The 16887-nt window shown below is 67.4% G+C and carries 17 protein-coding genes; 6 read left to right on the top strand and 11 right to left on the bottom strand.

What is annotated here, in order from left to right:
• Nucleotides 1–36: 36 nt before the first annotated feature.
• Entirely contained in the window at nt 37–309 is a 273-nt protein-coding gene (locus N0B15_RS17180; protein WP_263020939.1) for a DUF7533 family protein, read from the top strand.
• Here N0B15_RS17180 and N0B15_RS17175 read toward each other — a convergent pair.
• From N0B15_RS17175 to N0B15_RS17160, 4 genes are all read right to left on the bottom strand, one after another.
• Nucleotides 306–1427: a peptidase M24 gene (locus tag N0B15_RS17175; protein WP_263020938.1), complete on the bottom strand. Its 1122-nt coding sequence runs from the start codon at nt 1425–1427 to the stop codon at nt 306–308. The two genes, N0B15_RS17180 and N0B15_RS17175, sit on opposite strands and share 4 nt — an antisense overlap.
• Nucleotides 1424–3364: a UvrD-helicase domain-containing protein gene (locus N0B15_RS17170; protein ID WP_263020937.1), complete on the bottom strand. Its 1941-nt coding sequence runs from the start codon at nt 3362–3364 to the stop codon at nt 1424–1426. Before N0B15_RS17170 ends, N0B15_RS17175 begins: the two co-directional genes overlap by 4 nt.
• A 96-nt stretch (nt 3365–3460) precedes the next feature.
• Nucleotides 3461–3619 carry a DUF7563 family protein gene (locus N0B15_RS17165; RefSeq protein WP_263020936.1) on the bottom strand — a complete coding sequence of 53 codons (159 nt, stop codon included), beginning with the start codon at nt 3617–3619 and terminating at the stop codon, nt 3461–3463.
• Nucleotides 3620–3733: 114 nt separating this feature from the next.
• Entirely contained in the window at nt 3734–3919 is a 186-nt protein-coding gene (locus N0B15_RS17160) for an HVO_0416 family zinc finger protein (protein WP_263020935.1), read from the bottom strand.
• Nucleotides 3920–4049: 130 nt separating this feature from the next.
• Here N0B15_RS17160 and ubaA point away from each other — a divergent pair, with 130 nt between their 5' ends.
• A complete protein-coding gene (ubaA, locus tag N0B15_RS17155; protein ID WP_263020934.1) occupies nt 4050–4871 on the top strand; it encodes an SAMP-activating enzyme E1 in 822 nt (273 codons plus the stop codon).
• A gap of 1 nt (nt 4872) precedes the next feature.
• On the opposite strand, the gene N0B15_RS17150 is transcribed toward ubaA, so the two are convergent.
• Nucleotides 4873–5472 carry a hypothetical protein gene (locus N0B15_RS17150; protein WP_263020933.1) on the bottom strand — a complete coding sequence of 200 codons (600 nt, stop codon included), beginning with the start codon at nt 5470–5472 and terminating at the stop codon, nt 4873–4875.
• Nucleotides 5472–6293, bottom strand: a complete 822-nt coding sequence (locus tag N0B15_RS17145; RefSeq protein WP_263020932.1) for a DsbA family protein — start codon at nt 6291–6293, stop codon at nt 5472–5474. The genes N0B15_RS17150 and N0B15_RS17145 overlap by 1 nt, the downstream gene beginning before the upstream one ends.
• Nucleotides 6294–6436: 143 nt before the next feature.
• Between N0B15_RS17145 and N0B15_RS17140 the strand changes: the two genes are divergently transcribed.
• Nucleotides 6437–7291 (top strand): aldo/keto reductase, encoded by an 855-nt coding sequence (locus N0B15_RS17140; RefSeq protein WP_263020931.1) that lies wholly within the window; start codon nt 6437–6439, stop codon nt 7289–7291.
• Between the two features lie 26 nt (nt 7292–7317).
• On the opposite strand, the gene N0B15_RS17135 is transcribed toward N0B15_RS17140, so the two are convergent.
• Nucleotides 7318–9093, bottom strand: a complete 1776-nt coding sequence (locus N0B15_RS17135) for a Rieske (2Fe-2S) protein (protein ID WP_263020930.1) — start codon at nt 9091–9093, stop codon at nt 7318–7320.
• Between the two features lie 131 nt (nt 9094–9224).
• On the opposite strand from N0B15_RS17135, the gene N0B15_RS17130 reads away from it, so the two are divergent.
• The 3 genes from N0B15_RS17130 (at nt 9225) to N0B15_RS17120 (ending at nt 12374) form a co-directional block, all read left to right on the top strand.
• Nucleotides 9225–9596, top strand: coding sequence for a nuclear transport factor 2 family protein (locus N0B15_RS17130; RefSeq protein ID WP_263020929.1), 372 nt, complete (start codon nt 9225–9227; stop codon nt 9594–9596).
• Nucleotides 9597–9749: 153 nt separating this feature from the next.
• Nucleotides 9750–10961: a GLUG motif-containing protein gene (locus tag N0B15_RS17125; protein WP_263020928.1), complete on the top strand. Its 1212-nt coding sequence runs from the start codon at nt 9750–9752 to the stop codon at nt 10959–10961.
• A gap of 72 nt (nt 10962–11033) precedes the next feature.
• Complete coding sequence (locus N0B15_RS17120) at nt 11034–12374, top strand: PQQ-dependent sugar dehydrogenase (RefSeq protein ID WP_263020927.1); 1341 nt, start codon at nt 11034–11036, stop codon at nt 12372–12374.
• A 49-nt stretch (nt 12375–12423) separates the two neighbouring features.
• Here the strand turns inward: N0B15_RS17120 and N0B15_RS17115 are convergent, their stop codons facing one another.
• The 4 genes from N0B15_RS17115 to N0B15_RS17100 form a co-directional block, all read right to left on the bottom strand.
• Complete coding sequence (locus tag N0B15_RS17115) at nt 12424–13560, bottom strand: MBL fold metallo-hydrolase (protein WP_263020926.1); 1137 nt, start codon at nt 13558–13560, stop codon at nt 12424–12426.
• A gap of 365 nt (nt 13561–13925) precedes the next feature.
• A complete protein-coding gene (locus tag N0B15_RS17110; protein ID WP_263020925.1) occupies nt 13926–14543 on the bottom strand; it encodes a DNA integrity scanning protein DisA nucleotide-binding domain protein in 618 nt (205 codons plus the stop codon).
• Nucleotides 14544–14608: 65 nt separating this feature from the next.
• Nucleotides 14609–15982, bottom strand: coding sequence for a serine--tRNA ligase (gene serS, locus N0B15_RS17105; RefSeq protein WP_263020924.1), 1374 nt, complete (start codon nt 15980–15982; stop codon nt 14609–14611).
• Nucleotides 15983–16447: 465 nt separating this feature from the next.
• Nucleotides 16448–16846, bottom strand: a complete 399-nt coding sequence (locus tag N0B15_RS17100; protein WP_263020923.1) for a DUF8076 family protein — start codon at nt 16844–16846, stop codon at nt 16448–16450.
• Nucleotides 16847–16887: the final 41 nt, after the last annotated feature.

Below are 16887 nucleotides of genomic sequence, written 5' to 3'. Positions count from 1 at the left end.
GCCGCGTTTTTCTCCCGCCGCACGAATCTTCCACCGATGGAGCTGTTCGAGACGGTCAAACTCGCCGCGACGCTCGTGCTCGCGATTCCGGCGGCGATCGCGGGCATCGAACTGTTCGTCGGCGGCGAGACGCTCTTCGGCGGGATCTTACTCGTCCTCGCTGTGGTGCTCGTCGTCGCCCAGCAACGACTCACGCTCGCGGCGAGTCCGAAAGGGCTGCTCGCGGGTGTGGCCGCCGACGCGGTAACGAGCGACCGGGACGAGGACGCCGCGGAGACTGGCGACGCCGAGAATTCGGGAACCGACTAACCGTCGTCCGTCGTCCCGCCGGCCAACGCCTCCGGCTCGAGCGACAGCGGCGGTCCCTCGAGCCTGCGCGCACCGTTGGCGTTACAGACGACGAGATCGGCGAGACCGACGCGGCCGCCGCCGGGACCGGCCACCGATGCCGCGACGCGCAGGACGCTCCCGGTGACGTCCTCCGTCGGCGGCGTCTCCCGTGGCTCGAGACCGATGCCCGTCACCTCGGTCTCGATTCCCTCCTCGAAGCCGAACGCCCGGATTTCGGCCTCGAGGTCGCCTTCGGCACCCGGAACCGTCGGCCCGTCGCTCGAGAGGTAGGCCCGAACCGAGGAGAAGGCGGCCTCGGCCGCGACGGCCGCCCGGCGCTCCCAGCCGCCGTCGCCGTCGACGACGACTGTGCGGGTGAGTGATCCGTAGTAGCCGCCGGGTTCGCGCGGCGTCACGCTGATCTCGATCGGTGTCCCGCCGGGGAGGTCGGTCTCGCCCGGGAGCAGCGTGCCGTCGACGGCCACCTGCGTGTTCGCGAACGGGTAGGTCCCGGCGCGGACGACCGCCTCGTCGACGGCGAGTCGGAGGTCGGTCGCCGTCAGCGGCCCCCCGTCGCGCCCGCCTCGCAGCAGGCCGTCCGCGTCGACGCGTGCAGCCGCGAGTAGCGCTGCGCCGCGCTCGAGACCAGTGGTTGCAGCCCCGTGAGCGTGGGCGATCCGTGCGCGCTCGGCGGGCGTCTTCACCGCTCGTGCGCGCTCGAGTACGTCGCTCGCGGTCACCGAGACGCCGGTCTCCTCGAGGTAGCAGACGGCGTCGTGGGGGATCGTTCGCGGCGTGAGAACGGTGTACGGGCCGTCGGTGCCGGTCGCAGCCAGGCAGGTCTCGAGGCGGTCTGCGAGGGTCTCGGCGGGGTGGCGGCCGTCGGCCGTGGGACCACACTGGAGGAGGATGTCCGGGGTGAACGCCATCGCACGGGTGTGGTGTGGCTCGCCGTTCGCCCGCTCGTGGCTTCCACTCGCCTGCAGGCAGTAGCGTGTCTCCGGCGCTGTCGTGGGACCGACGTGGACGAACGCGTCGGCATCGCGGTCGGTGAGCGCCTCGGTGACGGCCGCCTGCAGGTGCTCGCGGACGCTCACGGTGCTTCGGCTTCGACCCCCGTGCTCTCTGCTGCGACCGGTTCCTGTGCTTCGAGGACCAACTCCTCGATGTCGGTGTCGGTCGGTCGGTTGTTGAGCAGGACGTCGATAGTGAGCGTGGGTGCGCCGTCGACGAGGTTCTCGAGGAGGACGAGGCGTTCGCGGGCGCGGGACATGCCGACGTAGAAGACGCGCCGTTCGTTGTCCGTCAGCATCGGTACTGGGGAGGTGCTCTTGGTGAACTCCTCACCCTCGGGGGTCGTCACGCCCGGCGAGTCCTCCGGTGGGCTGTACGGTGGGCGCTCGCCGTCGTCGGTCTCGACCGCTTCGGCCGCCACACGGTCCTCGAGCGTCGCGACCATCTGTTCGACGACCTTCTCGGTGAGGTCGGTGGCGACGAAGACGTGGTCGGCCTCGCGACCTTTCGCCGAGTGGATGGTGCCGACGCGGACCCGGTCGGTCTCCATGTGCTGGTAGGTGCCGATGGCGAAGTAGGCGCGGATGGACTTCTTCTGGAAGTTGGTCACCTTCCGGACCATGTCCGAGGCGGAGGCGGGTCCGGGCATGAAGGGGGCGTGGTCGGTGATGACGTCGGGGGAAATCGAGAGGTCGGTGAGGTCGTCGACGCCTTCCTCCTCTTTCAGGTCGTCGATGTACTCGAAGAGTTCGTCGCGCTCGTTGGTGCCGAAGGCGGACTCCATCAGCATGTCGGCCAGTCGGCGCGCCTGCAGGCCGTCGACGTTCTCGCCGGCATCGATGGCCTCGACGGCGCGGACGTACTGGGTAAGCCGGTCGGTCCACATCCGCTGGTCGGTGAGTGCGGTGAAGGGAACCCCTTCGGTGATGAACTCGTCGATGAACTGGAACATCTGGTAACGCGCCCGGAAGAGGATCATGATGGTGCCGTCGTCCTCGACGAGCGTCCGGCGGACCATCCGGACCAGGTCGAGCATCGAGGGGTTCTGGTAGGCCTCGACGAGTCCGCCCTCCTTGCGCGGGTTGAGGTCTTTGTCCTGGCGCTTCTCGATGTGGCGGATCTCCTTGTTCACCGCGTTGAGCACGTTCGAGGGCAGGCGGTAGGAGTTCGGCAGGATAATGTCGTCGTCGACCTCCTCGTCCAGCAGGAGTGCGGGGTCGGCCCCCTGCCAGGAGTAGACGACCTGGTCGTCGTCACCGGCGATGAGGACCTGCTCGACGTGCGGTTTCCACTCCTGGTAGACGTCGTACTGTAAGGTCGTGATGTCCTGGAACTCGTCGATCACCAGGTAGTCGACGTTGGGGACGAGCGAGCGCTGTCTCACCCGCTCGAGCATGTCCGCGAAACCGATCTTGCCCTGTTCTCCCTTGTAAGTGCGCCAGGCGCGGATCGCTTCGGGGACGTCGATGCGGTCGTCGCTGCTCGGCCAGGTCGGGGTGTACTTGTTGCCCTCCTGGGCGTTGGGGTCGATCTCGGGTGGGAGACGGACCTCCTCGATGTCCCACTGGAAGGGGACGTCGTACCAGTCGGCGACCTCGCGACGGGTGCGCTGGAGCCACTGGCTCGTCGCGATGATCTTGTTGCCGATGGTCGTCGAACGGGCGGTGCGCCGACCCGCACCGCTGTACTCGTCTTCGTACTCGAGTCCGTACTCGTCACAGAAGGTCTCTTTGTCCTTCTCACCGATGACGTCGCCGCGAGAGAGGTCGAGCAGGTCGTAGGCTTTCGCGTGCATCGTACAGACGTTGCCCTGGAGGGCGCGAGGACTCTCGTCGAGCCGTTCGGCGAGTCGCTCGCGTACCTCCTGTGCGGCGGCGCGCGTGTACGAGACGACCAGGATGTCGCGAAACGAGACGCCGTCCTGGTCGAGAATGTCTTCGACCTGGTCGAGCAGCGCCGTCGTCTTCCCGCTCCCCGGCCCGCCGAACAACCGCGTAACCTCCGTTTCCGTGGTAGCCATTGTCCACTTTCAGGAACGCAATACTCATAAGTCACGTGGGTTTCATTCCTCGCGAATCCGTTCAAAACTCCGACCCGAACCGACGCCGGTCCGGGGCTAGTTGGTCCGTGGTGAGCGGGCGGTTCTGACCTCCGCGCCGTCTCTAATCTTGTCCGTACACGACGGACAGACCCGGGGATTGTCGACGCCGCGCGGGGTGAAGACGCGAGCGTACGCATCGGTGACGAAAGACCCACAGTTCTGACATTCGGGCATTGGCTCTCTACCGGCCGTTGGGAAATAACGGCTAATAATTCTATCGGTAATTACGGTGAAATTACCCGTACGGCGGCGGTATTTTCGGTACTGGCGTCCGCGAGGGCGTGGCCGCTACCCTCGAGGGTCCCACCCACAGACGGTACACGTGGTCGCGGCGGTGTCGTGCAGGCCGCCACACTCCGGACACTGTTTCTTGTTGTGATCTCGCTCCCAGCCGACGGACTCGACGCTGTGGCCGCGAGCCGTCAGGAACTGATCGAAAAGGTCGTCGCCGGCACCGTTGGGTGAGGATGCCATAGGTATGGTATAGCACACCAGTGTAATAAAATGTCGGGTACTGACAATCGATGTCACACCGGTCCGTACCGGCGACTGCCACCGTATCCCGACCCACGGCTTTTTCTCACACACCCCCCAAGGGACGCCCATGACCGATCTTCGCCTCTCTGCGACGCAACTCGAGCGCTACTCGAGACACGTCATCATGGACGAGGTGGGTCCCGAGGGCCAGGCGCGACTGCTCGCGGGGAGCGTCCTCGTCGTCGGCGCTGGCGGTCTCGGCTCACCCGTTGTTCAGTATCTCGCCGCGGCGGGCGTCGGCCGCCTCGGCATCGTCGACGACGACGTCGTCGACCGCTCGAACCTCCAGCGTCAGGTCATCCACGCCGACGGCGACGTCGGCCGTCCGAAAGTCGAGAGCGCCCGTGAGTTCGTCGACCGACTCAACCCCGACGTCACGGTCGAACCCCACGAGTTGCGCCTCAGCGCCGACACCATCGCCACGCTCCCGGACTACGACCTCGTCGTCGACGCCAGCGACAACTTCGCCACCCGTTACCTGCTCAACGACTACTGCGCGCTCGAGGGCATCCCCCTCGTCCACGGCGCGATCTACCGCTTCGAGGGCCAGCTCACAACCTTCGAGAACGACGGCGACGGTCCCTGCTACCGGTGTCTCTTCCCCGAAGCGCCCGAACCAGGTACCGTCCCCGACTGCGCGACCACCGGCGTGCTGGGCGTCCTCCCCGGCACCGTCGGCTGTATCCAGGCGACCGAAGCCGTCAAACTCGTCCTCGAGACCGGCGAGCCACTCACCGGCCGCCTGCTCGTCTACGACGCGATGGACATGCGATTCGACACCGTCGAGGTGCGTCAGAACCCCGACTGTCCGCTCTGTGGCGAGGAGCCGACCATCGAGTCGATCCACGACGTCGCCTACGAGGGGCGCTGTACGCTCTCGGCCGACTGACTCACCGCCGCCCGCCGACGTCGACCGGACAGCCGCCGACCTCGCCCCCGCGCAGTCCGTGGGCGATCCAGTACGTCGAGACCACCAGTGCGAGGACCGCCAGCGCCGAGAGTTCGAGCCCGCCGAACGGAAACCGGAGGAGGAGACCGCTCACCCCGAGCAGCGACGCCACCCCGACGAGCAGCGCCGATCCGCAGGCGGCACACCCCGCCCCGACCACCCCCAGCACCACGCCGACGAGGCTCCCGCCGCCTTCGGACGCCGACAGTTCGTGTTCGCGGAGGTGGTACGCCACGAGCGCCAGGTTCGCCCCGGCGAGCGCCGCCACCGCGAGCACGGCAACACCCTCGAGCGTCCCGTAGTTCGTCCCCAGAAACGGGTACTGCTCGCGGACGAGCACCAGCCGGTCCCCCGGCGACAGCGGCCCGCTCACCACCAGGTTGCGAACCATCGCGATGTTCCCGGAGAGGACGAACACGGTCAGCGACGCCCAGGCGGCGACGACGGCAGCGGTCGCGTAGGCGGGCCGGGTGAGCACCAGCCGAACCGCTCGCGCTGCGACCTGCACGTCCCGCCAGCCAGTCGGTAGACGACTCCCCATCAGAGCTGGAGTGCCGTCTCGATCGCAGTCGTGCTCGCGCTGCCGTTGATCGGCGACTGGAAGACCCCGTCGACGAAGGTGTACGACACCGGCGTCACCCCACCCGCCCCGGCCGCACTGCCCGCCTCGAGCGTCGTCTCGATGCGGTCGGCGAAGGTCTCCTCGCGGGCGTCCGCGACGATTCCCGCCGCATCGAGGTCGGTCTCGGCCGTCAGCCAGGACGCCGTCCGCTCGAGGACGGTGTCGCTCGTGAACGAGCTTTGCTCGTCGAAGTAGTAGCCGAGCAGTGGCCAGAACGCTTCCGGGTCGCGCTCGACGGTCGCCTCGAGCGCGTGGGCGGCGCGTTCGCCCCAGTCGTAGACGACCGGGTACGGCCGGTAGACGATACTCAACTCGCCCGCCGCGACGTGGCTCTCGCGCAACTCGGCGACCGTCCCCTGGTGGTAGGCCGCACAGCGCGGACAGGAGGGATCGTCGAGGACCACCAGCGTCGCCGGTGCGTCGAACGGATCGGGTCCGAGCCGTGGTTTCTCGGCGAGGTCGACGCCGACCGGGTGGCTCTCGAGCGTCTCGCCGTCGGCTCCCTCACCGCCCCCATCCTCGTTCCCTCCCTCGCTGCCCGCATCTTCGTCTCCGTCCGCTTCGCCCCCACCGTTGCCGAGACAGCCAGCCACGGCGATCGTCGAGACCCCGCCGAGGGCGAGCAAGAGCCGTCGCCGGCTCCGTGATCCTCCCTCCGGTTCCCGACCGCCCCTCCGGGCGGGTCGGCCGTCGTCGACACCTGCCGTTCGCTCCCGATCCGATCGGCTCGTCTGTTTCATGGTTCGTCGACTGACGGCTGCCGGGGTGAGTGTTTTCCAACATCCGGCGAGACTCTCTCTAGAATCCGTCCCAACTGTCGGTCTCTCGCCGCTCGGTTGCCGGGTGACCAACCGTTTTCACACGCTCGGTGGTGAATCTGGGTATGAGCGACCAGCCAGCGAACCGGAGCGACACGTTCGACATCGGCGAGCACACTGTTCACCGGCTCGGCTTCGGCGCGATGCGCCTCTGCGGGGAGGGGATCATCGGCGCGCCCGACGACGAGGAACACGCCCGCGAGGTCCTCCGGCGGGCGGTCGAACTGGGTGTCGACTTCGTCGACACCGCCGACTCCTACGGTCCCGGCGTCGACGAACGCCTCGTCGGCGAGGCGCTCGGCGACCGCGAGGACGTCCTCGTCGCGACGAAAGTGGGTCTGCTCAGGAATCTCGAGGGCGACTGGCTGGCTCACGGCGCACCCGAGTACATCGAGAACCAGGTGCGCTGCTCGCTCGACCGCCTCCGGGTCGACACCATCGACCTCTACCAGCTCCACCGCCCCGACCCCGACACCCCGCTCGAAGACTCACTCGAGGTGTTCGCCACCCTCGTAGACGACGGCCTGGTCCGCGAGGTCGGTCTCAGCAACGTCAGCGTCGACCAGCTCGAGACCGCCCGCGAGATCGTCGACGTCGCCACCGTCCAGAACCGCTACAACGTGGCCGACCGCTCGAGTGCCGACGTCCTCGCCGCCTGCGAGGCGTACGACATCGGCTTCATCCCCTGGGCCCCCATCGACGCCGACGACCTCGCCACCGTCCCCGAACTCGAGGCGGTCGCCGAGGCTCACGACGCCACCACCCGACAGGTCGCCCTCGCCTGGCTGCTCGCCCACTCCGAGGTCACCCTGCCGATTCCGGGCACCTCGAGTCTCGAACACCTCGAGTCGAACGTCGCCGCGACCCACCTCTCGCTGACCGACGAGGAGGTGGCGCGGCTGGACGACGCTGGGCACTGACAGGGGCGCACTCTCGAGAGGGGCGCTCACTCCTCGTGGATCGCTTCCCCCCGGTTGAGCCGCGCGGCGATGGCGAACGTCTGCTCGCTCTCGCGGCGCGTCGGGAAGTGTGCGGCCATGTAGCGGGCGGTCGCGACCATCGCGAGGCGAGCCGCGGCGTCGTCGCCGCGTTCGCGCTCGAGGTCGGCCGTCCGGAACGCGGCCTCGACGTTCTGGAGGGTGTGAAAGCCCGCATCTTCGCGGAGCAAGGCGTGGCCGAGCGTACGTTTCAGCGCCGCGAGGTCGCCGCCGCCGTCGAGGAAGGCACAGACGAGTTCACCGGCCCGGCTGACGCCGCCTTCCTCGTCGAACACCTCGAGCAGCGACTCGAGTGCGGCGTCGGGGTCGGTCTCGAGGCCGACCTCGCCGGGGGCCGGGACGGGCGCGGGTGGGGTGTTGAGAAAGCGGTCGAGGTAGACGCTCATCGCGGCGTCGAAGACGCCCCGATAGACCTCGAGTGCGTCCGTCCGGCGGGCGAAGGCGCGCACGGCGGTGGCGTAGCTGAGCGTGTGGTGGACGGTGTTCCAGTCGCCGAACTCGTTGGCGGTGCCGAAGTGGGCGACGCGGGCGGTCGCCGCGCGCGTGACCGCTCCCGCGAGCTGGTCGCTCGTCGCCCCGGCGCGGATCGCGTCCGTGAGCGCCTCGACGATCCGCTCGGGGTCGTCGCCGAGGAGCGTCTCCTGGAGGGCCGTGGGTTCGGTCCACTCCCGACCTGCCCCCGCTTCGGCGAGCGCCTCGAGTCCGCTCGTTTCCGAGACATCGCCGCCGTAGACCTCCTCGAGCAGGGCCACGAGGTCGGTCGGCTGCCGCCAGGCCGAGCGCTCGTCGCTGCGGGCGGCGGTTCGCATCGGCTCGACCGTACTCGCCAGCGCGTCCTCGGCGGTCTCCCAGCCGACGTGGCCCACCGTCTCGAACGCCTTGTTCGCGAAGTCGAGGACGTGGCCGTCGCTGAGGTAGGGGTGGTCGGTCGCGCCCGCGACGACGAGTTCGGCGACCTCGGCTTCGGTGTAGCCCGCGGCCACGGCCGTCCGCAGACACCGCTCTGCGCCGTCGCGGTCGCGCACCTCGATGCAGTCGCGGAACCAGCCTTTCAGGCGCTCGAACGGGACTGCTTCGGTGGCGAACGAAGGCTGCTCGAAGCGTGGTGGCTCGTCCGCACAGTCGCTCGCGACGTGGCGAACGCCGGTGTAGAGCGCCCGCTTTCGATCCTCTGCCTCGAGCGCCTCGAGGACGTTCGCCAGACAGCCGAGGATCGTCAGACCGGGTCCCCAGCCTGCGTCCCGGTAGCGGGTTCCGAACTCGAGGGCCGTCGCCACGGGGTCGCGGTAGTCGACGCCGGCGTCTAACAGACCGATCGACGCCTTCGCGAGCACCAGTCGGAGGTTCTCCTCGAGTCCGGTCTCGAGGCGTGCCGCCCAGCGTTCGGCGGGGGACGCCTCACGTACGGGGTGGGGGTCGACGTAGACGGTGCCGTCGCGGACGGCGACCGGGTAGGTCTCGACGTCGTCGGCCCACGGGTCGAAGGTGTTCCCACAGGAGAGTTCGAACCGGGCGTGGTGCCAGTGGCAGGTCAGGATGCCGTCGTCGACGCTCCCCTCGTGGAGCGGAAAGCCCATGTGTGGACACCGGTTGTCGACCGCACGGATCTCGCCGTCGTGGTAGAAGAGCGCGATGGCTCTCCCGTCGACGGTGACCAGTTCTCGTCCCGCCGCTGTCAGCGTCTCGAGGTCGGTTGCGGCGACCGACGGTTCGCGTGTCGTCATAGTGATCGCTCGACGACAGCAGACAAAACGCTTCGCTGAAGCGCGTTTCTGTTAGACAACTGATAGAGTGGCCCTGTCCACACGCTCGAGTGACCACAGGCTATCTGTACGGGGCGTCCGAACGGGGGCACATGGCAGACGCACGAGATCGACCTGACGGCCCCGATGGGACGGACCCGGCGGCGCTCGTCGCCGACTACTACCGGGCGCTCGACGGCCACGACTACGAGTCACTCGCCTCGATACTCGCACCCGAGTTCACCCAGCGCCGCCCCGACCGGACCTTCGAGGGCCGGGACGCCTTCGTCCGGTTCATGCGCGAGGAGCGCCCGCTGACGGACACGAGCCACGAGGTTCGGGAAGTCTTCGCGGACGCGGGCGGCGAGCGCGCGCTCGCCCGCGGGCGACTCCTCGACGGCGACGGCGAGCGTCTCTTCGGGTTCGCCGACGTGTTCACGCTCGAGGGAGACGCCCTCGCGGCGCTCGAGACCTACACCCGGTGAGACGGACCGCCGGTGGCGCTTCCAGCTATCGTGTAACTGGCCGCTCGTCCCTCGAGACAGATTCGAGTTCTCCGATACTGGCGGCCGATTGTATATTACTGCTGACAAAGTTTTTATTTATCTCTTTGCAGACGTGCAATGTGGAACGAACCGATGACACGATACGTTCGCGTACTGGTCGCGGCCGCCGCACTCCTCGTCGTCGCCGGGTCCGCCTGGGGACTCGGTGTCGCAGACGAGGTCGTGCCAGCAGAGACCGTCGACGGTCTCGAGGGCGCGGGGACCGCAGACGATCCGTACGTACTCACCAGCGCAGCAGACGTACAGCAGATCGAACAGGACCGCTCGGCACACTACGAACTCGCTGGCGACATCGACGCGTCGGGCGTCGCCGGCTTCGAACCGATCGGTGACGCGACCGCCCCCTTCACCGGGAGCTTCGACGGCAACGGCCACACCATCGCCGGGCTGACGATTCACGCCGAGAACGACGACCACGTCGGTCTCTTCGGCGTCGTCGACGGCGGCGTCGTCGAGGCTGTCCACCTCGCAGACGCCGACGTTCGCGGCGGTGCGATGGTCGGCGCGCTCGTCGGCTTCAACGCCGGTGAGGTCCACGCAGCCTCGGCCAGCGGCACCGTCTCCGGCACAGACGACGTCGGCGGTCTCGTCGGCGTCGCCGACGGCCCGGTCACCGAATCGGCCGCGCTCACCGACGTCGAGGGCTCGAGTGCTGTCGGTGGTCTCGTCGGCTTCAACAGCTGTGGCCCGGTCACCGACACCTGGGCGGGCGGCGAGGTCAGCGGTGACGAACGAGTCGGCGGTCTGGTCGGCGAGAACCACTGCACCGTCTCGCGCTCGTACGCGACCGGATCCGTCGACGGCGGCGTCGACACCGGCGGTGCCATCGGCGACCACGTCGCGGGTAGCGTCACCGACGTCTACTGGGACCGCTCGGCGACCGGTCAGCACAGTTCCGACGCCGGCACCGGTCTCGAGAGCAGCGGGATGACTGGCTCGAACGCCGACGCGGCGCTCTCTGGCTTCGTCTTCGGCGACACCTGGGAGACCACCGACGAGTACCCGCTGCTCGTCTGGCAGGACGGCGAGGCCGACCCCGGTGCGGATACGGACACCGGTCCGAGCGACGGCATCGACCTGAACGGCTACACGGCTCAGGACCTGACCGGTGACGGTCTCCACGAGGACATCACCGGTGACGGAAACGTCGGCTTCAACGACGTCGTGGTCTTCTTCGAGCATCTCGGTGAACCAGCGGTGACCGACAACGTCGACGCGTTCGACTTCAGCGGTAACGGATCCGTTGGCTTCGCGGACGTGATCGCACTGTTCGAGGGACTCTGAGATGACGGCGCAGTCGAACCGACGCACACCGACCGCACGGACGGACGATCAGACGACACACGGAGGGACGCCATGACACCACTCAGTAGACGCAAACTCCTCGCGACGGCCGCCGGCGCGGCGCTCGCTGGCTCGGTCGGTCTCGTGGGAGCGAACACACACACCGATGGACAGACCACAACGAACGCCGACCGATTCGCCAACCCGCGCGATTCCGGCTGGCGGCCAGCCGACGGCTCGCCACTCGACGCCTCGGTGAGCGCCACCCAGGTGATGACCGGTCTCGACTACCCGTGGGACCTCACCTTCGCGGGCGACGACGCCTTCTTCACCGAACGCCCCGGCCGCATTCGGCGCATCGACACCGACGACCTCGTCAACGGCGCGGGAATTCCGCCACACCAGGCGGAGGTCGTCCTCGACCAGGGCAACTTCCCACCGCTGAACACCGCCGGCGAGGGCGGCACGCTGGGTATCGCCGCCCATCCGTCCTACCCCTCACCGCGCGAGATCTTCGTCTACTACACCGTCGACGGAGCCGACATCGAGAACCGCGTCGACCGCATCAACCTCGACACCGGGACGCAGACGACGGTCATCGACGGCATTCCGGGCGAGGAGATCCACAACGGCGGGCGCATCGAGATCGGTCCCGACGGCCACCTCTGGATCCTCGCCGGCGACGGCGCCGCCGACTACGAGGCGACCGACATCCCGGCCGCACAGGACCCCGGCTCGCTCGCGGGGACGGTGATCCGGATCACGCTCGACGGCGAGGTGCCGTCTGACAACCCCGACATCGGACCCGACGCCGACCCACGCGTCTACACCTACGGCCACCGCAACCCGCAGGGGCTCGCGTTCACGCCCGACGGCGAGGCGGTCCTGATCGAACACGGTCCGACCGCCCGCGACGAGATTCACGTCCTCTGTGCCGGGTCGAACTACGGCTGGAGCGAGGCCCGCGGCGGCCCGGCCGACCCCGACTGGGATTCCTACGCGGCCCACGACGAGTACGCCGCCCCCGTCGTCAACACCGGCACTAACGACGGCGAGGACACCTGGGCACCCTCGGGTGCGACGTTCTACACGAGCGACGCCATCCCCGAGTTCCAGAACCGCGCGTTCATCGGCGGTCTCCGCTCACAGACGCTGTTCGCCCTCTCGCTCTATCCTGCGGGTGCGAACCGTCCGCACTACCCCAACGGCACCAACTACGACGACGACTGGCTCGACAGCCGCTACCAGGCGACCACCCACCGCCTGTTCGAAGAGGAGTGGACCCGCATCCGCCACGCCGAGGAGGGACCAAACGGCGAACTGTTCCTCCTCGTCGAGATCCGCGAAATCTGGGGCGACCCGACCGCACCGCCGGAAGGCGAGAACCAGATTATCCGCCTCGACCCCGTCTGAACTCTCCGCTCTCCCGTCCTCGCGAGTCGCCCGTCTCCTCCACACCGTCTCAGGCCGAGCAGTTGTTCGGTCCCAGCTCGAGTTCGACGCGCTCTTCCGGTGGCCGCCGTTCGGCCCCGAGGTTCACCTCGATGATCGCCTCGTAGTTCGCGGGCTTCTCCCCCGCGTCGGCCAGACGCTCGACGAACGCCTCTTCCTCGAGTCCGAGCACCTCGAGACCGGTTCTGGCGTCGCGAACCCGGGTCGAAATCTCCTCGCCCGGTGCGCCGTCGGCGAACTCGCCGTCGGCCGAGACGCCGACGTGGCCGGGGAAGACCACGAGACGCTCCGGCTGGCTGAGCACCGTTCCGTGGAGCGACTCGTAGAGCAGTCGCGCCCCGCGCTCGCCCGCGTCCTCGCCGAACTCGAGTTCCGTCCGGCCGACCGAGTTCGCGTGGAGGGTGTCCGCCGTGAACAGCGCCCGGTCGTCGACGAGCAGGGTGAGCATCTCGCTCGTGTGGCCGGGGGTGAACAGCGCCTTCACCGCGAGGTCGCCGACCTCGAGCACCTCGTTTCGCGCGAGTGGGGTGAACGCGACCTCCACACCGCGCTCGGCCGCGCGCTCGCCGAGATAGTAGGGCACCTCGAGACGGTCGGCGAGGCGTCTCCCGCCCGAGATGTGGTCGGCGTGGACGTGCGTGTCGATCACGCCGACGATGCGCAGGCCGCGCTCGATGGCCGCCAGTTCGAACTCGTCGGTGTCGTCGGTCGGATCGATCACGACCGCCTCGCCCGTCTCGTCGCCGACGACGTAGCCGAGACAGCCCTTCGCGCGCCGCTGGACCTGCACCACCCTGACGTGGTCGACGTCGGCGTCGACGTGGTCGTAGACGCCGCTCCAGTCTTTCATCCCGCCCTCGACGGCGTAGACCTCGTACTCGTCGGTCGCCGACTCGAGTTGCGTCGCGAGGTTCGCAGACGAGATGCCCTTCGCGCAGATGGTGACCACCCGCTCCGCGTCACCGATCGCCTCCCGGACGCGCTCGAGGTCCCCGTCGAGGTCTGCCTCGGGACCGAAGGGGACGTTTCTCGCCCCCGAGATGTGCCAGGCCTCGAAGCTCTCTTCGGTGCGGGTGTCGAGGAGGGCGAACGCCTCGCCGGTGTCGAGCATCTCCGCGAGCCGCTCGGCAGTGAGTGTCGTGACCATGGCTCTCGATACTGGCGCGAACGCCTAAAGGTCGCCGCCGGTGGGAGACGACACTGAGCCCTCGTCGCCGACCACAACGACGACGAAAGCCCCCGGTCCCGTCGAGTCGGGGGGCTCGCTGCGCGCGTGCTCGCTCCGCTCGCACGTGCTTGCGTCGCCCGCCGTCCCCGACGGAACCGGCCCCTTTCAGTCCCACCCCCGCGGTGGCTGGCCGGTCTGCTGAGAGAGAGAGGAGAGCGGAGGCTAGCGCTTTGGCCGAGTCCAGGCGGAGCGCACCGGAGCGTCTGCGGTGCGTAGACACCGCCCGATCCGACCCGCGTGATCGTCGAACGAGACCGCCGTGTCGGTCCACGTGTCACGACCGTTTACTGGTCGCCGCCCGTCGTATCGATCCACCGCGTCGCGAACGTCTCGGGTTCGACCGAGTCGTAGCTCCCGTCTTCGAACACCGTCACCCGGCCCGTCTCCTGGCTCAGCGTCACCGTCGCGACGACCGACTCGCGTCTCGAGGTGTCGAGCGCGCTCATGTGGCGCGTCCCCATCCAGTCGGCGTACGGCGACGCCTCACCCGCTTGCGCTCGAGGGAAGTCTCTGAACCGGACCATCTGCGCCTGGATCACGCCGTCGACGCTGACGACGACCGCGCCGTCTCGAGACCGCGCCACTTCCGAGGCCGCCGCACAGAACGCGTCGAGGTCGCCGAGCACCTCCGAACACTGCTCGACCGGCCAGCGCTCGTTACGGATCGGATCGGCGAACGCCGCGATCGAGTGCCCCGAGACCACTGCGACGTACATTCCCGGCGGCTTCCCCGCCGACTCGTCGCTCGCGAGCGAGAACTCCTCGAGACAGAACCGGATCGTATCGAGCAGCCGCCGGACGCGTTCGTGGCGCTCGTAGCGAATCTCGAGCGGACCGCCTCGCTCGCCATCGGCGTCCTCGCCCGCCTCACGCTCGTTCCGGTCTGTGTCCTCCTCGACCATTGGGGGGTCTACGGCCGCTCGAGAGAAGAATCCCTGCCTGCTGGCTCACCCGACGCGCGAGTGGCTTACTCGCCCGCGCCGAGTGCGCTCTCGCCGACTTTCTCGTGGCCCTCGATGACCTCCTGGCCGCCCATGTACGGCCGGAGCGCCTCCGGAACCGTCACGGTCCCGTCCTCGTTCTGGTAGTACTCGAGCACCGCCACCATCACCCGCGGGAGGGCGAGACCGGAGGCGTTGAGCGTGTGGAGGTACTCGGCCGACTCGTGGTGTTCCCGGCGGTAGCGGATGCCCGCCCGGCGGGCCTGAAAGTCCTCGAAGTTCGACGCACTCGAGACCTCGAGCCAGCGCCCACCCTCCTCGGGACCGTCCTCGAAGTCGTCGGCGGGTGCCCAGACCTCGATGTCGTAGGTCTTCGCGCTCGCGAACGTCAGGTCGCCGGTACAGAGTTCGAGGATGCGGTAGGGCAGTCCGAGCCGTCGTAAGACCGCTTCGGCCTCCTCGAGTAAGCCCTCGAGTCGGTCGTCGCTCTCCTCGGGTTCGACGAAGTTGACGAGTTCGACCTTGTTGAACTGGTGGACGCGGACGATGCCCCTGGTTTCGGTGCCGTGTTCGCCCGCCTCGCGACGGAAGTTCGGGGTGTAGGCCTGGTGTTTCAGCGGGAGGTCCTCGCGCAGCAGAATCTCCTCGGCGTACATGTTGGTCACCGGCACTTCGGCGGTCGGACACAGCCAGAGGTCCTCGTCCGTGTAGGCTTCCTCGTTGCTCCCGCCCAGCCGGTAGGCGTCGTCGGCGAACTTCGGCAACTGGCCGGTGCCGCGCATCGACGCGCTCTTGACCGGGACCGGGGGACAGACGTCGACGTAGCCCTGCTCGCGGTGGACGTCGAGCATGAACTGGATCAGCGCGTGCTCGAGTCGCGCGCCGTCACCCTTGAGGAAGTAAAAGCCGGAGCCGGTGGTCTTCGCCGCCCGCGCCTCGTCGATGATGTCGAGGTCCTCGCCGAGGTCGTAGTGGGGGACCACCGTCTCGGGTAGCTCCCGGAGGTCGTCGAAGCCCCAGCGGCGGTGTTCGACGTTGTCCCCCTCGTCCGCGCCGACGGGGACGCTCTCCTGGGGCACCTGCGGGAACTCGAGCAGCGCCGTCTCGAGGTCCGCTTCGAGCGCGGCGGCCTCCGCCTCGACGCGCTCGATGTCGGCTTTGAGCGCGCCGGAGGCCTCGATGGCCTCCTGGGCGGCCTGCTCGTCGCCCTCGGCTTTGAGCTGGCCGATCTGCGAGCTGACCTCGTTGCGCTGGCGTCTGAGGTCGTCGCCTTCGGCCTTCAACTCCCGCCACTGCTCGTCGAGCGCGAGCACCGCCTCGAGGTCGACGTCGGTCCCCCGGTTCTCGAGGGCCGCCCGCACCTCGTCGGTGTCGTCGCGCAGGGTGTTCCGGTCGAGCATTCTCGTCTCTCGATTCCGCACGCCCCGGCAAAACCGTGTCGGATGTGTGTGAACGGCTGGGTGTTGTCCCTGCTAACTCATCTCTGCCGTGGTCACTACCCCTGCTCCAAAGGTGGTCGTTCAGCTCAAAAAACGAGCAGCGATGTCCTGTTAAAAGGGGGTAGGCAAGGGGCTTGAGCAGCAACGAAGGGAAAAGGCCTACCTCGATAGGTACGACATACCGAACAAATCGAGAGGGGTAACCGAGTAGACCGAGGCGTTGGAAGCAGAGACCTTTACCGTTTCCTAGGTTAGTATCACTGGCAGTCGTTCAATGTCGCCTGTTGCTCTCGAGCCCGCAGAGTAGACCGTGAACCTATCTCAGCATCAAGAAATATCTATGAATCCGAAACAGCAAAGCGCCTGGCGTCACCTCCGTAGCAAGTTCAGATTGGCATTAATTCCCCGAATTCTGTGGATGTCTTCTCAAGACGTGATATTGAGTCGACTGTAGTGCCAGCTTGGACCCTCAGGTTCCAGAGAACCTTGGAAAATCATATTGAGGTTGATGTCCCCGTCGTCGTTCGGAATGACCGGTTCGTCCCAGAACTCGACATCGTCAACCACGAACTGAACAATGGGGTTCTTATTCAACAGAAAATTCACTCTTTCAGAGAAGATACGGTTGATGAACGAACAGAGTTCTTCGGGGCTCTCAGCACCTTGGAGATAGGTGTCGAGACCATGCACAGTGACGTTATAGGGAATCTCACCCATCTGTTCTACCTGACGGAGGAACTCGACCACACTCATTTCGGCATCGAACATGTTCTCTTGGTTGAGTGCGTCGCGAGCAACAACGTGATATCCGATATCGAAGTTCATTGAACTGGTATTAAGTGATGCGTTATCTGCCTTAAATCTCA

Source organism: Natronobiforma cellulositropha (assembly GCF_025629245.1).
GTDB classification, from domain to species: domain Archaea; phylum Halobacteriota; class Halobacteria; order Halobacteriales; family Natrialbaceae; genus Natronobiforma; species Natronobiforma cellulositropha.
This window is presented reverse-complemented; position numbering and strand designations above follow the sequence as displayed.

What these genes read in the sequence shown, in the direction of transcription:
- N0B15_RS17180 (WP_263020939.1), top strand. Translation starts at nt 37, where the DNA reads ATGGAGCTGTTCGAGACGGTCAAACTCGCCGCGACGCTCGTGCTCGCG.
- N0B15_RS17170 (WP_263020937.1), bottom strand. Translation starts at nt 3,364, where the DNA reads ATGGCTACCACGGAAACGGAGGTTACGCGGTTGTTCGGCGGGCCGGGG.
- N0B15_RS17165 (WP_263020936.1), bottom strand. Translation starts at nt 3,619, where the DNA reads ATGCCCGAATGTCAGAACTGTGGGTCTTTCGTCACCGATGCGTACGCT.
- N0B15_RS17160 (WP_263020935.1), bottom strand. Translation starts at nt 3,919, where the DNA reads ATGGCATCCTCACCCAACGGTGCCGGCGACGACCTTTTCGATCAGTTC.
- ubaA (WP_263020934.1), top strand. Translation starts at nt 4,050, where the DNA reads ATGACCGATCTTCGCCTCTCTGCGACGCAACTCGAGCGCTACTCGAGA.
- N0B15_RS17150 (WP_263020933.1), bottom strand. Translation starts at nt 5,472, where the DNA reads ATGGGGAGTCGTCTACCGACTGGCTGGCGGGACGTGCAGGTCGCAGCG.
- N0B15_RS17145 (WP_263020932.1), bottom strand. Translation starts at nt 6,293, where the DNA reads ATGAAACAGACGAGCCGATCGGATCGGGAGCGAACGGCAGGTGTCGAC.
- N0B15_RS17140 (WP_263020931.1), top strand. Translation starts at nt 6,437, where the DNA reads ATGAGCGACCAGCCAGCGAACCGGAGCGACACGTTCGACATCGGCGAG.
- N0B15_RS17135 (WP_263020930.1), bottom strand. Translation starts at nt 9,093, where the DNA reads ATGACGACACGCGAACCGTCGGTCGCCGCAACCGACCTCGAGACGCTG.
- N0B15_RS17130 (WP_263020929.1), top strand. Translation starts at nt 9,225, where the DNA reads ATGGCAGACGCACGAGATCGACCTGACGGCCCCGATGGGACGGACCCG.
- N0B15_RS17125 (WP_263020928.1), top strand. Translation starts at nt 9,750, where the DNA reads ATGACACGATACGTTCGCGTACTGGTCGCGGCCGCCGCACTCCTCGTC.
- N0B15_RS17120 (WP_263020927.1), top strand. Translation starts at nt 11,034, where the DNA reads ATGACACCACTCAGTAGACGCAAACTCCTCGCGACGGCCGCCGGCGCG.
- N0B15_RS17115 (WP_263020926.1), bottom strand. Translation starts at nt 13,560, where the DNA reads ATGGTCACGACACTCACTGCCGAGCGGCTCGCGGAGATGCTCGACACC.
- N0B15_RS17110 (WP_263020925.1), bottom strand. Translation starts at nt 14,543, where the DNA reads ATGGTCGAGGAGGACACAGACCGGAACGAGCGTGAGGCGGGCGAGGAC.
- serS (WP_263020924.1), bottom strand. Translation starts at nt 15,982, where the DNA reads ATGCTCGACCGGAACACCCTGCGCGACGACACCGACGAGGTGCGGGCG.
- N0B15_RS17100 (WP_263020923.1), bottom strand. Translation starts at nt 16,846, where the DNA reads ATGAACTTCGATATCGGATATCACGTTGTTGCTCGCGACGCACTCAAC.